This is a genomic window from Thalassovita mediterranea, assembly GCA_019448215.1.
Classification (GTDB): domain Bacteria; phylum Pseudomonadota; class Alphaproteobacteria; order Caulobacterales; family Hyphomonadaceae; genus Henriciella.
The window spans coordinates 1898153-1913515 of the sequence record CP080408.1 but is presented as its reverse complement, the minus strand read 5'-3'; the positions used below and the strand labels follow the sequence as shown (position 1 = coordinate 1913515).

17 protein-coding genes are annotated in these 15363 nt (G+C 60.8%); 7 read left to right on the top strand and 10 right to left on the bottom strand.

Features of this window, described 5'->3' with window-relative positions; translation table 11 throughout:
- The first annotated feature begins 116 nt into the window (after positions 1-116).
- Entirely contained in the window at positions 117-2090 is a 1974-nt protein-coding gene (locus KUV46_09575) for a PBP1A family penicillin-binding protein (protein QYI99602.1), read from the top strand.
- Positions 2091-2093: 3 nt separating this feature from the next.
- Here KUV46_09575 and KUV46_09570 read toward each other — a convergent pair whose 3' ends face one another.
- From KUV46_09570 to KUV46_09535, 8 genes are all read right to left on the bottom strand, one after another.
- Entirely contained in the window at positions 2094-3689 is a 1596-nt protein-coding gene (locus KUV46_09570; GenBank protein ID QYI99601.1) for an FMN-binding glutamate synthase family protein, read from the bottom strand.
- A gap of 277 nt (positions 3690-3966) precedes the next feature.
- Positions 3967-5103 carry an acyl-CoA/acyl-ACP dehydrogenase gene (locus KUV46_09565; protein QYI99600.1) on the bottom strand — a complete coding sequence of 379 codons (1137 nt, stop codon included), beginning with the start codon at positions 5101-5103 and terminating at the stop codon, positions 3967-3969.
- Positions 5100-5462, bottom strand: coding sequence for a hypothetical protein (locus KUV46_09560; protein QYI99599.1), 363 nt, complete (start codon positions 5460-5462; stop codon positions 5100-5102). The genes KUV46_09565 and KUV46_09560 overlap by 4 nt, the downstream gene beginning before the upstream one ends.
- Positions 5462-6676 carry an acyl-CoA dehydrogenase family protein gene (locus KUV46_09555; GenBank protein ID QYI99598.1) on the bottom strand — a complete coding sequence of 405 codons (1215 nt, stop codon included), beginning with the start codon at positions 6674-6676 and terminating at the stop codon, positions 5462-5464. Before KUV46_09555 ends, KUV46_09560 begins: the two co-directional genes overlap by 1 nt.
- A gap of 130 nt (positions 6677-6806) precedes the next feature.
- Positions 6807-7178, bottom strand: a complete 372-nt coding sequence (locus KUV46_09550; GenBank protein ID QYI99597.1) for a nuclear transport factor 2 family protein — start codon at positions 7176-7178, stop codon at positions 6807-6809.
- A gap of 71 nt (positions 7179-7249) precedes the next feature.
- Entirely contained in the window at positions 7250-7477 is a 228-nt protein-coding gene (locus tag KUV46_09545) for a hypothetical protein (GenBank protein QYI99596.1), read from the bottom strand.
- Positions 7478-7491: 14 nt separating this feature from the next.
- Complete coding sequence (locus tag KUV46_09540; protein ID QYI99595.1) at positions 7492-8928, bottom strand: glycosyltransferase; 1437 nt, start codon at positions 8926-8928, stop codon at positions 7492-7494.
- A gap of 52 nt (positions 8929-8980) precedes the next feature.
- Positions 8981-9970, bottom strand: coding sequence for an NAD(P)-binding protein (locus tag KUV46_09535; protein ID QYI99594.1), 990 nt, complete (start codon positions 9968-9970; stop codon positions 8981-8983).
- An 87-nt stretch (positions 9971-10057) separates the two neighbouring features.
- Between KUV46_09535 and KUV46_09530 the strand changes: the two genes are divergently transcribed.
- Both KUV46_09530 and KUV46_09525 read left to right on the top strand, forming a co-directional pair.
- Positions 10058-10198, top strand: coding sequence for a DUF2256 domain-containing protein (locus KUV46_09530; GenBank protein QYJ02385.1), 141 nt, complete (start codon positions 10058-10060; stop codon positions 10196-10198).
- Between the two features lie 215 nt (positions 10199-10413).
- Complete coding sequence (locus KUV46_09525; GenBank protein QYI99593.1) at positions 10414-10608, top strand: hypothetical protein; 195 nt, start codon at positions 10414-10416, stop codon at positions 10606-10608.
- A 99-nt stretch (positions 10609-10707) separates the two neighbouring features.
- On the opposite strand, the gene KUV46_09520 is transcribed toward KUV46_09525, so the two are convergent.
- Positions 10708-11232, bottom strand: coding sequence for a histidine phosphatase family protein (locus tag KUV46_09520; protein QYI99592.1), 525 nt, complete (start codon positions 11230-11232; stop codon positions 10708-10710).
- Between the two features lie 123 nt (positions 11233-11355).
- On the opposite strand from KUV46_09520, the gene KUV46_09515 reads away from it, so the two are divergent.
- The gene (locus KUV46_09515; GenBank protein ID QYI99591.1) at positions 11356-11991 is read left to right on the top strand and encodes a peroxiredoxin; all 636 of its coding nucleotides are present in this window, start codon (positions 11356-11358) and stop codon (positions 11989-11991) included.
- 336 nt (positions 11992-12327) lie between these two features.
- On the top strand, positions 12328-13224 hold the full coding sequence (locus KUV46_09510) for a protein phosphatase 2C domain-containing protein (GenBank protein ID QYI99590.1): 897 nt from the start codon (positions 12328-12330) through the stop codon (positions 13222-13224).
- Here the strand turns inward: KUV46_09510 and KUV46_09505 are convergent.
- The gene (locus KUV46_09505) at positions 13221-14111 is read right to left on the bottom strand and encodes a branched-chain amino acid aminotransferase (GenBank protein QYI99589.1); all 891 of its coding nucleotides are present in this window, start codon (positions 14109-14111) and stop codon (positions 13221-13223) included. The genes KUV46_09510 and KUV46_09505 overlap by 4 nt on opposite strands.
- Before the next feature lie 53 nt (positions 14112-14164).
- Between KUV46_09505 and KUV46_09500 the strand changes: the two genes are divergently transcribed.
- Complete coding sequence (locus tag KUV46_09500) at positions 14165-14641, top strand: MarR family transcriptional regulator (GenBank protein QYI99588.1); 477 nt, start codon at positions 14165-14167, stop codon at positions 14639-14641.
- The gene (locus tag KUV46_09495; GenBank protein QYI99587.1) at positions 14638-15315 is read left to right on the top strand and encodes a response regulator; all 678 of its coding nucleotides are present in this window, start codon (positions 14638-14640) and stop codon (positions 15313-15315) included. Before KUV46_09500 ends, KUV46_09495 begins: the two co-directional genes overlap by 4 nt.
- Positions 15316-15363: the final 48 nt, after the last annotated feature.

The window sequence follows — 15363 nt, the reverse complement described above, 5'->3', positions numbered from 1 at the left end:
TTTTGCAACGTATTGCGGCCGTCCGCATTCGTGACATTCATACCGCCTTCACCCTGCCCCATTTAAAACCATGATGCGCGGGCAATACCGCCTGCAAATCCCTTGGAAGGACCCACTTGGCCGGCAAATCGAACTTCGGATCGCCAGGAGATCGCCCGCCGACTTATGACGGTCGAGAGCGGCGTTCCGGGCGCGGCATACTCGCGGGCCGCCCCATCCTGACATGGAGCCTGGTGGTCGCCTTTGCCCTTATGCTGATCGGGCTGCTGGCCGGCTGGATATACGTGCAGAGCCTCTATCGCGGCATGCCGAGCCTGCCGACCACAGAGCAACTCTGGGCGAAAGGCCGTGAGCAGGCCATCGAATTTGTCGACCGCGACGGGGATACGATTGCGATCCGCGGCCCTCGCTATGGCCGCGCCGTGCGCGTCGAGGAACTACCGCCGCACGTCGCACAGGCTTTCATCGCCGCCGAGGACAAACGCTTCTACGAGCATAATGGCGCCGACACGCAGGCCATCATCCGCGCGGCCTGGGCGAACTTCACGTCCGGCGAGACGGTCTCCGGCGCGTCCACGATCACCCAGCAGCTGATCAAGAACCTCGTCCTGACGCCAGAGCAGACCCTTCGCCGCAAGGCGCAGGAAGTCCGTCTTGCGCGGGAGCTGGAAGAACGTCTCTCCAAGGATGAGATCCTTGAGCTCTATCTTAACCGCATCTATTTCGGCGCGGGCTTCTACGGCCTTGGCGCGGCGTCGCGTTTCTATTTCGGCAAGGCACCTGAAGAGCTGACCGTTGGCGAAGCGTCACTTCTGGCGACATTGCCACAGGCTCCGTCCCGCCTTGCGCTGACCAACAATATGACGGACGCGAAACAGCGTCAGGCCTATGTCCTTCGCGAGATGGTCGCAGCTGGTTTCCTGACGCAATCGCAGGCCGAACGCGCCGCCACTGAACAGGTCGAACTGGCTGAACCACCTGCCCGTGACCCACAGTTCGGCTATGCGCTCGATGCCGCCACTGAACGCGTGAACGAAATCCTGCCTAGCCTGCCGGGCGACCTGGTCGTGACCCTTACCATTGATGCCGACCTTCAGGCGCGCATCAACGATGCCTTCGACAAGCGTATGGAGGAGGAAGGCGCCGGCCAGAATGCAGGTCAGGCCGCTGGCATCCTGATGGATGAAAAGGGCCGTATTCTCGCCATGTATGGCGGCGTCGACTATACCGAGAACCAGTTCAACCGGGCGACGCAGGCGCGTCGCCAGCCGGGCTCTGCATTCAAACCCTTCGTATACGCCGCCGCAATCCGTCAGGGGCTAACGCCTTACGATGTGCGCCGGGACCAGCCGACGACGATCGACGGATGGTCGCCGCAGAACTATTCGCGCAACTATGCGGGGCCGATGACGCTGACCGAAGCGCTGCAGGATTCGGTCAACACGATTGCCGCGCAGCTCGGTCAGGAAGTCGGTGAAGAGAATATTATCTCCCTCATCAAGTCGCTCGGCGTGAGCGGGGAGTTCCAGCCCTTCCCCTCCATCGCGCTGGGCAGCCAAGGCATGAATCTACGCGATCTGGTGCGCGGCTACGGCGCCTTCATGACCGGCGGCACGCGGGTCGATCCATACCTTATAGAACGCATCTCAAACTCGCGCGGCGACGTCCTCTACGAGCGGCCCGCCTATGATCCGCAGCGGGTGATGAACCAGCGTGATGCTGAGACCATGGTCGCCATGATGGAGCGCGTCATCACCGATGGCACGGGCAAGCGCGCCCAGCTTGAAGGCTGGCAGGTTGCTGGCAAGACGGGCACCAGCCAGGACTGGCGCGATGCATGGTTTGTCGGCTTTTCCGCCGCACGCCTGGGCGGTGTCTGGGTCGGCAATGATGACGATACGCCCATGACCCGCGTCACTGGCGGTGGCCTTCCAGCAACGCTTTGGCATGACATGATGGTGATCGCCCATGAAGAGCTTGAGCCTCAGCCGCTGGCCGGTGCAGGCTCTCTCGTGACGCTGTCGCCGCAGACGCGCCGCCGCATCGCTTTCTACCGTGATGTCGGCGCGGCCTTCTCAGCGACGCAGTAGAGGCTAGTCGATCCGAAGCGGCGCAAAACTATCGGCCTGCGCCATGGCCCACTCACGCGCCAGATGCGTGTCCTCGGCGCCGGATATCAGCACCCCCGGCTCCAGCAGATTGTAGGCACGGTGTGCGGGCTGGGCGACGTCCTGGGTGACCTTGTGCATGATGTGGCGCGGCGTCAGCTCGCCGGGATGCTCGCACCCGGCCGAGCCGACAACCTCCATCAGCGCCTTGATCGTGTTGCGGTGAAAATTATAGACGCGCTCTGCCTTGTCCGAAACGACCAGACCACGCTGGCGGCCCTTGTCTGTCGTCGCGATCCCGGTCGGGCAGGTATTGTTGTGGCAGTTGAGCGACTGGATACAGCCAAGCGAAAACATGAAACCGCGCGCCGTATTGATCCAGTCCGCGCCGAGCGCCATCGAGGCAGCCATCGAGAAGGCCGAGATCTGCTTGCCGCTGGCGGCGACGCGGACATGCTGTTTCAGGTCACAGCCGACCAGCGCGTTACGAACCAGGACGAGCCCTTGACGGAGCGGGGCGCCGATATGGTCCATGAACTCTGCCGGGGCTGCGCCCGTGCCGCCTTCAGCGCCGTCGACGACGACGAAATCCGGCATGATCCCGGTCTGCATCATCGCCTTGCAAAGCGCGAGGACTTCCCAACGATTGCCAACACATAGCTTGATGCCGACGGGCTTGCCGCCCGAAAGCTCACGCAGCTGGGCGATGAAATCCATCATCTCCTTGGGCGTGGAGAATGCCGTGTGGGCGGCCGGAGAGTAGCAGGTCTCACCGATCGGGATGCCGCGTGCTTCAGCAATTTCCGCCGTGACCTTGTTGCCCGGCAGGACGCCGCCATGGCCGGGCTTTGCGCCCTGGCTGAGCTTGATCTCGATCATCTTGATCTGGTCGCTGGCAGCCGTCTCTGCGAACTGGGCAGGGTCGAAACTGCCATCCTTGGCGCGGCAGCCGAAATAGCCGGACCCCAGCTCCCAGACGAGGTCACCGCCGCCGGCGCGGTGATACCTGGAAACACCGCCCTCTCCCGTGTCATGATAAAAGCCGCCTTTCGCTGCGCCGCGGTTCAGCGCCTCTATGGCGTGCGCGCCTAGCGATCCAAAGCTCATCGCCGAGATGTTCAACACGCTGGCCCGGTATGGCTTCGCCGTGCCCGGCGCGCCAACCGTCACACGTGGCTCGCGGTCAGTCGGGTGGCGGGCTGCAATCGAGTGGGAAAGCCACTCATATGGCGGATGCTCGAAATCAAGCTGGCTGCCGAACGGCTCAACCGAGGAGACGTCCTTGGCGCGGCGATACACCATCGCCCTGTCCTCATGGTTGAAGGGGCGCCCTTCGGTGTCGCTTTCAACGATATAGGAACGGAAGAAGGGGCGTAGCTCCTCAGCAATCCAGCGTATGCGGGCCACAATCGGGAAGTTTCGCCACAGCGTGTGGCTCGTCTGGAAGAAATCATAGACGCCGAGCAATGACAGCCCGCCCATCAGAAGGACACCGACCCAGAAAAACGGACTGACCGGAAGCATGGCGCAGAATAGCGCGAGCATGGAAAGAGAGGCGATCAGCGGAAGGAAACGATACATGCCGGGAGGTCCGTGTCTGCAACCTCGATGGAGCTAGCACGTCAGGGGCGCAGATCAATCGCGTGGTTGGGCCCGCCCCCCCGCGCGAAAGCTTGGTAGATTAAACATTCAGGTGCGCGGGGAACTTCACCGCGCCGACCTTGTTTCCTGATTTGAATACCGAACACGATTCCATGCACGCGTATCCGGACCATTCACAAGTGCATGGATGATGGGCCGGAGCCTTATGGCTCCGGTCCATTTCGTTTTGAGGATGGGGCACAGGGCCCCCGTGGCCCTAATAGCCGTTAAGCCTTGCGTAGCGATCGCGATGGAAGCTCGCAGAGCCCAGCAGCGCTTCCTGAACACGCGCCCGCTTCATGTAGAAACCGGAATCGTGATCGTCGGTCATGCCGATGCCGCCATGCAGCTGCACCGTCTCGTTCGACACGAGATGCACGGTCTCGCTGGCACGCGCCTTTGCGAGGCTAGCGAGTTCCGCAATGTCATTGCGCTGGCTGTCGACGGCAGCAAGCGCCGCCGCGATGCATGACGTGGTCAGCTCCAGCTCAGTGAACATCTTTGCCGCACGGTGCTGCAGGGCCTGGAACGAGCCGATCAGCTGGCCGAACTGCTTACGCGTCTGCATGTACTCATGCGTCATTTCGAAAGCAGCGAGCGATGAACCGAGCATTTCAGCCGCGAGCGCGATGCGGCCACGGTCGAGCACAGGCTCAAGCAGATCCATGCCCTTGTCTGGCGCACCCAGCACGTGACTGTCATCGACGTGGACACCGTCCAGCGTGAGGTGCGCTGCGCCGTGGCTGTCGACCGTCTTGAGTGCCTGAACCGTCAGCCCCTTGGCATCGCGCGGGACGAGGAAAAGCGTCAGGCCGTGGCTGTCGCCTGCTTCACCGAATGTACGCGCCACAACGATGAACACATCGGCATGGTGGCCGTCCTGGACGTATTTCTTGGCGCCGTTCAGCGTGTAGCCCTGGCCGTCACGCTCTGCTTCAGTGGCGACGCCCGCAGGATTGTGATGGCTCGTCTCGTCGAGGGCCAGAGCGGTCGTCACTTCGCCAGCTGCGATCTTCGGTAGCCACTCTTTCTTCTGCGCTTCGGTGCCCCCCAGAAGGATGGCACTGGCGCCGATGCAGGCGGTCTGCAGGAGAGGGGTCGAGGCGAGCGTGCGTCCCTGGGCTTCCATGACCTGACCAAAAGCGGTCATGCTCATTTCGACGCCATCATATTCTTCCGGAATCAGGACCCCGAAAAAGCCGAGCTCTGCGAGCTTCTGGCGGGCCTCAGGATCGACGCCGTTCTTGCCCGCATCGCGAAGCGCGCGAAGGTGCTTCACCGGCAGCTCGTCACGCGTGAAGTTCACTGCGGTATCGCGCAGCATCTCCTGGTCTTCAGTCAGTACGAAGGTCATCGGTTCTTGTTTCCTATACAGTCGGCCTCGGAGCTTGGCGCAGCGGACCCGCGGCTGCCTTCCGAGTTATACATTTCGATGTGGCCATCAGCGCGAAAGATCACGCCTTCGCCGTGCTCGCTATCTTTCAGCGCGTACTCATTGACGCCGACAGATCTGAGCTCGACCGTGTCCTTAATGCCCTGGGTATTCGAAACCGTCAGAGCCCATGCGCCGGTGTCCAGCTTCTCAGTGCCAGCATACACATTAGCTGCGGGTCCGACATCGGGGGTCTGGAAGCACCATCCCTTGCCATCCTGCTGAGCAGAAGCGATGGGCGCGGCCGCAAGGGCGATACCCGCTAAAATTAAAGTGCGCATTACTGGTGATCCCGCAGCCCAAGAACGCGCTTGGAAACGACGTTCAGATTGATTTCGCTTGTGCCACCCTCGATCGAGTTGCCTTTCGAACGCAGCCAGCCACGGGTCACCATCTTGGCGCCGCGGTCGAAGCCTTCGCCTTCCCAGCCAAGACCCTCGGTACCCAGCGCTTCGATCATCAGCTCGTGCTTGTCCTGGTTCATCTTCGCCGCGGCGTATTTGATGATGGACGCAGTGTGGCCGACTTCCTGGCCCGCCTTGGCCTGAACCTGGCTGCGCTGGACCGTCAGGTTGAAGGCCTTGGCATACATCTGGTGGTCCGCGATGCGGCCGCGAAGGTCGCCGTCGAGCAGCTTGCCGTCGCTATCAGTGCCGACATGGATCTTGGCGTATTCTTCAAGCTCCAGCATGCCGGTGCCACGTGTAGACCCGAAGCCGCTGGCCGAAATCGAGGAGCGCTCATGCTGGAGGAGGCGCTTGGCGATCTTCCAGCCGCCATTCACTTCGCCGACCAGCTGGTCCTTGGGGACTTTCACGTCAGAGAAGAAGGTTTCGCAGAAAGGCGACGAACCTGAGATCAGCTTGATCGGGCGCGTTTCGACGCCTTCGCTTTCCATGTCGAACAGGATGAAGCTGATCCCCTCATGCTTCACCGTGTTGTCGGTGCGCACGAGACAGAAAATCCAGTCGGCCTCGTTCGCATAGGACGTCCAGACTTTCTGGCCGTTGATCAGGTAGTGATCGCCTTTGTCCTCGCACTTGGTCTGCAGACCTGCAAGGTCAGAGCCTGCGCCCGGCTCGGAATAGCCCTGGCACCAACGCGTCCGGCCGTGGACGATGTCCGGCAGGAAGCGTTTCTTCTGCTCTTCATTGCCAAACTCGATCAGGGCCGGACCAAACATCCAGAGGCCGAAGGAAAAGAGCGGCGTACGGGCACCCATGCGCGCCATTTCCTGCTCGAGGATCTTGGCCTGCTCGCGGGTGAGGCCGCCGCCACCATATTCCTTTGGCCAGGTCGGGGCCGTCCAGCCCTGATTTGCCATACGCTCAAGCCAGACCTTTGAGTCTGGGTTCTTGAACTTCTCACGGCGGCCGCCCCAGACGACTTCGTCTTCCGGCATCGGAGTACGCATGGATTCCGGGCAGTTTTCTTCTAGCCAGCCGCGGACTTTCTCGCGGAAGGCTTCTGGATCGGATGGCGCGTCAAATGGCATTGTTTCGGCTCCCTCAAGCTGTCCTGTCATTTCTGCTAGTGACATACCTGCTGGAGAGGCCTGCGTCACGACCCGACGCTGCGAGAGGCGCGATCTGACGCACAATCAGAAATGCGCGCCAATATCCTGCCTAATAGAAGAACTCCTCGCGCACGATCTTGCCGTCCTTCACTGTGTAGACAGCAATTTCCTGCATCGAAATGCGCTCACCGGAGGCCTTATTGGTCACATCCATGGAGAAAACGACGCCGAAACGGTCATCGCCATGCAGGTAAGGGCCACTCGCTTTTGTCTCATGAACCTCGTGATTGTCTTCCCACCAGGCCCATTTTCCGCGGATCGCATCCAGACCTTTCGCTTCGGCGCTTCCACGGGGCGGCGGCGCAGACTCAACTGACACGCAGTTGGCGTCATAGATCGTGTCGATCAACGACTTGTAGCTGCCATCATTATTGGCCGCGACGAGCGTCTCACCGACTGATTTCAAAGTGTCCCTGCTCATTCCCACCTCCTTTGTTCTATTTTTGTTCTAGACCCGAAACGAATTCAGGACAAGCAGAACCCGATTGATGGTTAGAAACGTCCGAGAATGCTGTGCTCCGGGCCGGTCTCAAAGCCCGCAAGGTTGAAGAGGTGAACGACCATCAGGAAGACGCCGAGCATGCAGAACACCATGATGATGCCCCAGGGCAGCTTGTTTGGCCGACCATCCCGCCGCGGTTTGCCCAGTCGCAGGTTTGAATAGACCATAATAGCAATGAAAAGGGCGATGAGCCCGATGGGGATAATCCAGTCCAGCATGCTAATTCCCGGCTTTATGCCGATGGCATATGGGGCGTCTTCGCCCAGTAGAAAGGCCGCATGACAAGCCCGATCACTGCTTTGACGGCCGCAGCGGTCATCAGCGGCCAGTAGAAAGGCCGCGTCACGATCGCAATGACGCGCGATACTGTCCACTTCCCGGGTGCCAGGCAGTCAGCGACGACGCACCCTGTCATGCCTGCCATGAACAGGCCGAAGTCCACTGGCGTGTAGTTGAATAGGGACGGAAACAGCGTGCCCAGCAGGATCATCAGCACCATCGGACCATAGAGAAACGCGCTGACGATCGCACCACCAAGCGTCAACTGAAGGCTGGTCCAACGCAGCGGCCCGAGCTCCAGCAGCAGGGTCGCAGGCGTGCGCATACAGACGAGCCAGGTCTGGACGAAGCCTTTGATCCAGCGGCTGCGCTGGCTGGTCCAGATCGGCAGGGACTCTGGCGCGGTCTCGTGCGTTTCACAGCGGATGGTTGCGGTCCGCCCGCCAAGACGCGCAATCCGGATACCGAGGTCAGCATCCTCCGTCACATTCCACGCATCCCAGCCGCCAAACGCGATGAGGTCGTGGCGGCGGAAATGATTGCTCGTTCCGCCCAGCATGACCGGCAGTCCAAGGCTGGCGAGTGCTGGAACGTGAAGGCCGAACTGTACAGCATATTCCAGCGTCCACTGGGCCTGCAGCCAGCCATCGGCGCCATTGCTGGCAATGAGAGGGGCCTGCACGCAGCGCACGCCGTCGCCCTGCTGTGAGAAGGCAGCATAGGCTTCACGCAGCTGGTCGGGGTGCGGGCGGTCTTCGGCGTCGAGGACCGTCACGAACTCACCCAGAGCGGCGGCGAGCCCATAATTCAATGCGCGCGGCTTGGTCATGGGCTCGCCGGGTGGAATGGTGACGCAGACAGTCCCGACGGGAAAGTCGGCTTCCATCGCGGCGTCATAGGTTGAGACGTCATCCTCCTCGATCAGCAGCAGGATATCGAGCCGCTCGGCAGGCCAGTTGATCGCTTTCAGACTGGCCGCCAGCTGCTCCATCATGTTCTGCTCATGGCGAAGCGCGATCAGGACCGAATAGATTGGCAGCTCATCATCTGGAACATCCGTGAGCGGAGGCTGCCGTGGCCCCGCGAGACGCTCGAGTGCGCCCACAATGGTCAGGGCGAGGCGCCAGACGACCGTCAGAGAGAAGAGCAGCCAGAACACAACTTTCGCGGCCACCCCCAGGAGGACGGGCCACAGCAGGAGCATGATGATCATCAGTGTCAGGAACGCGCCAAAGACTTCCCACTGCCATCTGCTCAGGCGCTCACGGGCACTGAGGATTGGCGGCAGGGCCTGCGAAAAGGCTAGCGCCTCCAGAAGCCGGGGCGCACCGGCCGCTGGTTTCTCGTCGCCCGTTTCCAGCCAGACGACATTGTCTTCGCGGCCCCCCATGTGCATGAGCCGATAGAAACAGGAAGTTTCCTTAATTCAAGGTTGCGGCTGCTCAATCAAGCAACGCGCTGGCCAGTGCGTGTCCGCTTTGCCACGCTGCCTCGATACGCGGCGCAATTCGCCAGTCGCCGATCACGCCGATGCGTTGACCCTCATCCCAGCCAAAAGAACTGGCGGAAGGTGTTTCTGTCTTCGCATAGAGCCAGCGATGGGCTGCGGCGAGCAAAGGTGCATGCGCGCCCGTCATCTCACAGAAGAGGCGGCTGAGCTCAGCAGCGACATCCTCCCTTGCCATGTCGACATTCGCTCGCGTCCATTCCGGCGTGGCGTGAAGAACGAAGGTCTCTTCATTACCTCTGCCAGGTTTAGAGCTGTTGCGTACCGCAAGCCCCAAAGGCGACCCGGCGACCTCGGCCACGTCCCATCCTGTCGCTAGAGGTTTATTGAAGGCCAGCATCGCCGCCCAGCAAGGCGCCGTCACTGACGCAGCGGCCTCACTGGCAAGTTTGGCGCTTGTCTCAGCTAGCAGGTCTTTCGCCTGCTCAGCGGGGATGGCGAGGATGACCGCATCGAACGGCCCCTGCCACCCGGACGGGTCAAACTGTACGTATCGCCCATCCTCGCGGATCGAGAGCGCGGTCGCGCGTTCTCCCCAGCGTACCTCATGGCCTTCCGCCATCGCCTTTACGAACGAATTCATCGACGGCGCGCCGACATACCAGTCATCGTCTGATTGCAGCGCCTCTGCACTCCAGGCCCCATCCGTCTTCGAGAGGGAGACACGCCTCGGCGTCCACTTTGCGACGCGGCCGCGCTGTTCAAGGTCGTTTACCAGTCTGCGGAAACCCTCATCGCGCGCGGTGAAGAACTGCGCCCCATGATCGAAGCGGACCTCTCCGATTGGAGACGCGGCACGCCGCGTCGACAGACGACCGCCTGCCCCTCTCCCTTTATCAAAGAGGACGACCTCGCGGCCTGCGGCCTTCAGACTGGCTGCGGCGCTGAGGCCTGCGACACCTGCACCGATGATTGCTATCGTCATTGCGACTTCTCCTGCTCCCGCCAAAGACCTAGTTTACCGGCAAGGAAGGCAAGGTTCATGGCAGACAGAAAACGCACCGCCAACAAAATGGTCCGTAAGAGCGACCTTCCGCAGAAGACCTGTCCGGTCTGCCAGCGCCCCTTTTCGTGGCGCAAGAAGTGGGAATCGGTCTGGGACGAGGTGATTTACTGCTCCAAACGATGCCGCGGCGAAGCCAAAAAGGGCTGACGGAAGCCCATTTATCGAAAAACAGTAATTTTTATCACCCTGAATCATATACAGATTCTAAGAAATCACATTGTTTTTCGATAATCGCTTATTGAAAAACAATAAGTTCGTTGCTAGATCAATCTCGTCGGCGGCACAGAGACAAACCCGCCCCGGCAGACAACTAACCAACCGGCACCAAAGACCGGAAACTTGCAACGAAGGAGTTACATCAGATGCAACCGCTCGCCTCCCAGACCCGCCAACCCCGTCTGGAACAGACTGCGACCAAAGCCGGCATGATGCCGGTGCTCGCAGGCACCGCCGGACGCGTGTCCGGAAAGGCCGCTAACGACAATGCTGGAAATTGGAAGCCAACGCTTCTGGTCCAGCGTCGCCGCCGCCAGAACAGGCTTGCCGGACGCGTCTGATCAAGCTTCAGGCAACCCCGGCAGGAACTCTCACTCTCATCGCGCCCCTCCTGTCGGGGCCCTGAAAAAGACCGCCCTGCCCCGCCCGGCAGGGCGGTTCTACATCTGGGCGCGAAGGGCTTTCGGCCTGATCCAGCCCATCATCCTGAAATGAACCGGTGTGAACGCTTCGTCTTCCTCAGACTCAAAAAGCACAGCCGTGCCGGTTGGCAGTTTCTCACCCAGCTTACGGGCTGCCATATCGTCTGAAGTGCCAGCCTTCTGAAGGATCGACAGCGCGGCCTCGTGCATGCCTGGATTATGCCCAACGACGAGAAGCGTAGAAACTTTGGGGGCAGCCAGTGTCACCAGGTCAAGAATGGTCGGCACGCTGGCGAGATAAAGCGCGTCTGAAAGCGTCGCCTCGCAGCCCGGAAAAAAGTCGTGCAGATGGCGCCATGTTTCCCGCGTCCGCCGCGCAGTTGAGACCAGCGCTGCGTCCGGCACCCAGCCTCTCGCCTTCAGTTCATCGCCAATCGCTTCGGCATCCTTGTGCCCGCGGGCCACAAGCTTGCGGTCCCGGTCCGAAACGCCCTCATTCCAGAGCTCGGTCTTGGCATGGCGAAGCAGGATAAGACGTTTCATGCGTGCTCGACGGCCAGCTTGGCCTTAGTAAAATTAAAGACCGAAATCAGCACCCTGAACTTGTCCTCCAGCCCGTCGACGCCAATCTGTGTGGCGAAGATATAGCAATCAACGGAGAATGCCATGAGCCTTCTGCTAGGTGATACAGCACCCGATTTCGACGCCGAAACGACTGAAGGCAATATCAGCTTCCACGACTGGATCGGGGATGACTGGGTTGTCTTCTTCTCCCACCCGGCAGACTTCACCCCGGTCTGCACGACAGAGATCGGCTATACTGCAAAGCTGAAAGACAAGCTGGCTGCGCGCGGCGCAAAAGCGATCGTCATTTCCGCAGATAGCCTTGAGGACCACAAGGAGTGGATCAAGGATGTCGAGGAAACCCAGGGCGCGAAAGTGGAATTTCCTCTTATCGCCGACCCGGACAAGAAAATCGCGACGCTGTACAACATGATCCATCCGAACGCGGATGCGAAAGTGACAGTGCGCGCCGTCTATGTGATCGACCCGAAGAAGAAGATCCGCGCCTCGATCATCTATCCGCCGAGCGCTGGTCGCAACTTTGATGAGATCCTGCGCCTGATCGACTCGCTTCAACTCACCGACGGCTACAAGGTCGCAACGCCAGTGAACTGGCAGGATGGTGAAGACGTGATCATCGTGCCGAGCGTTTCCAATGAGGACGCCGACAAGATGTTTCCGAAGGGCTACAAGACGATCAAGCCTTACCTTCGCACCACAGCGCAGCCGAACAAGTAAACCGGATCTGGGCTGGCGGCGATGCCGTCAGCCGAATGACCGGCTGAACATTCTGATCAATTTCTGACTCGGGCTGAGGCGGCGACGCTTCAGCCCGAATTTACGTCGCACGCGGTCAGGCGCATCATAGACGGCCCGGATGGTCTGCAGGCGCTTCAGGGCACTCTTTGCGCGCGGCGTGGATTTCGCTTTCTGTCGGATAGCTGTCTCCCTCTCTCGAAGTAGCAGCCTAACACATCAACACTGGCTGACCAAAAAGCCGCCCTACGTCCCCCTGACAGAAAACCTTCACGTCTCAGACGTAAATTTGTCGAAGAATCGCGTCATACGCGAATCATGGTGGCCGTCGACCTCATTCAATCTCTTTCCCGTGCAGGCGGGACATCGCCCAATGACGACCGCGCCAATGGTGCCGTCGGTGCAGCGCGTGGGCATGCCTGGGTGATCGATGGAGCAACCGGGGTCAGCGACCAGACCTATGTCAGCACTGACGGCAGCGACGCCGCCTGGCTGGCTGCCCAGCTCGACACGCATTTTGCTGAACTGCCGCAAACGTCCGAGCCGATCCGCGTTGCCCTGCGGCGCATCATCGGACGCGTGCGCGACGATTACCTGCTACAGGCGTCCCCCTCCAACGTGCCTGACTTCGCTATTCCGTCCGCCGCCGCGCTCTATTGCGGATGGGAGCAGAGCGGCCACCGCGTCCATATCCGCTTTTCCGGTCTTGGCGATTGCAGCGCGATCGTGCGCGAGGCGACCGGACTGCTTCACATTATCGGCGACCTCTCCAGCGGCGGCGATGCGCATATGCTGGACCGCTTCGCTGCCTTCCACGGCGATGAGAGCGAGGCTGCCACGAGCGAGCTTCGCGCCTTCCTGCAGGAACAGCGCAGCCGCATGAACAAGCCGGATGGCTATTGGGTCTTTTCGATTGCGCCAGAGGCGGCAAGCCACATTACAGAATGCACGCTGTGCCTGCGCAGCCCTGCGGACCTGCTGATGATGACGGACGGCTTTGCGCGGCTGATCGACCACTTCCACGCCTACACGCCCGAAACGCTGCTGGACGCAGCGCTTCAGCGCGGGCTTGATCCGCTCTATGAAGAATTGCGTGCGCTTGAAGCAGGTGACCCGGACCGCACGGTCGCGCCGCGCGTGAAGCAAGAAGACGATGCAAGCGCCGTGCTGGTGCGTCTGGAAGCTTCAGACGCACCTTCAGGCGAAGCGGCCTAGGCCGGCATCTTAATCTTGCCGTTCACGAGATCGGAGTAATCCGTGACCAGCGCCTCGGTGACGCTACCCGGCTTGTAGGTCACATCGCCGATCTGGCGAACCGGCGTGATTTCAGCGGCCGTGCCCGTGATGAAGCATTCGGAGAAGTTCTTCAGCTCATCCGGCATGATGGTCCGCTCAACGATCTCGATCTGGCGCGCCTTGGCCAGCTTGATCGCCGTCTGGCGCGTAATGCCATTCAGGAAGCAGTCAGGCGTCGGCGTGTGGAGCGCGCCGTCCTGCAGGAAGAAGATGTTTGCGCCGGTCGCCTCTGCCACATGGCCGCGCCAGTCCAGCATGAGCGCATCGGCGAAACCATCACGCTCCGCAGCATGCTTGGAGAGCGTACAGATCATGTAGAGGCCAGCGGCTTTGGCTTCGCACGGAGCCGTCTTCGGGTCCGGGCGGCGCCACTGGGCATGCGTCATGGCAATGCCCTTCATCTTGTCGGCGAAATAGTCGCCCCAGTGCCAGACAGCGATCGCGACGTGGATCTTGTTGTTCTGCGCCGAGACGCCCATCATCTCAGAGCCGCGCCACGCAAAGGCGCGCACATAAGCGTTCTCAAGACCGGATTTCGCCAGCGTTTCCTGCTTGGCCTTCTCGATCTCATCGACCGTGTAAGGAAGCTCGAAGCCGAGGATGTTGGCGGACCGGTGAAGACGTTCGGTGTGACGGCGCGATTCGAAGATATGGCCGCCATAGGCGCGCTCACCCTCGAACACGGACGACGCATAGTGCAAGCCGTGGGTCAGGACGTGAATCGTCGTCTCACGCCACGGTACGAATTCGCCGTCCATCCAAATGTATCCATCGCGGTCGTGATACGGTGTGGAGGCGTCGGCCATTATTTCTTGTCCTTGCTTGAACTTATACTCGAAAGAGGCTCCATTCTCAGACTGTGGCATCCGAAGTCAACCAGAAGACAGGCGAAAGCGCTCGTGTCGATCCGCGGCTTTTTCTCAGGGAGGAAGAGCTCGATAGCGGTATTGCACTCCTGCTCGCCAGTGAGCGCATTATCAGCGACATCACCCGCAAGGCGCAGCGCCAGACTGGCCTCAACGCATCAGGGCTTCGGCTGCTGATGACGATCCGCTTTGAACCCGGCCTGACGGTGACGGAACTGCGCGACAAGATGGGCGCGACGACGCCGACAATTGCGCGGCTTCTGGGAGAGCTCGACAAGAAAAACCTTGTCGTAAAAACACAAGGTGGCCGCGACGCCCGGCGCCGCCGGCTGACGCTCTCTTCTGAGGGCGAACAGATACTGCGCCCGCTTGTGGACAAGTTGCGTTCTGCCCTGCGCGAAGCATACCGCGACGCTGGCGCAAACGCCGTATCCGGCACCCGCGCCGTTCTGGAGGCCCTGACCCAATGAGTGAGGCCCAACACATTCTTGTTGTCGATGACGACAACCGCATTCGCGACCTGCTCAAGAAGTACCTCACCCGCAACAGCTTCCGGGTCACAGCTGCCGCCAACGCCGCAAGCGCCCGCAAGCTGATGACGACGTTCGATTTCGACCTTGCCATTCTCGACATCATGATGCCGGGGGAGACGGGGCTGGAGCTGCTGGCGAGCCTCCGTAGCTCCGGCAAGCGCGTTCCGGTCCTTCTTCTCACCGCGAAAGGCGAGACGGGCGACCGGATCGAAGGGCTGAAAGCTGGCGCGGACGACTATCTCGCCAAGCCGTTTGAGCCTGAAGAACTACTCCTTCGCATCAGCGCCATCCTGCGGCGCACCCATGTCGAGCCGCCGCCCGAGGAAATCGAGATGTCGGGCCTCGTCTTCAACGCCAAGCATCAGGAACTGACCTCCGGTGCCCGGCGTGTCCGCCTGACAGAGGCAGAGCTTCAGCTTCTCTCCATGCTCGCCGCCAAGGCCGGAGAGGCAGTCAGCCGCGAGGAGCTGGCCTCAAAGTCGCCCAACAGCACTGAGCGTTCGATCGACGTCCAGGTGACGCGCCTTCGCCGCAAGATCGAACCTGACCCTCGCCAGCCAATCCATATCCAGACAGTCCGCGGCATCGGCTACCGCCTGATGCCTGACTGACCGGCTTACATGTGCCGCTTTTCCAATTGCCCGCCCGCCGCTAAGGCT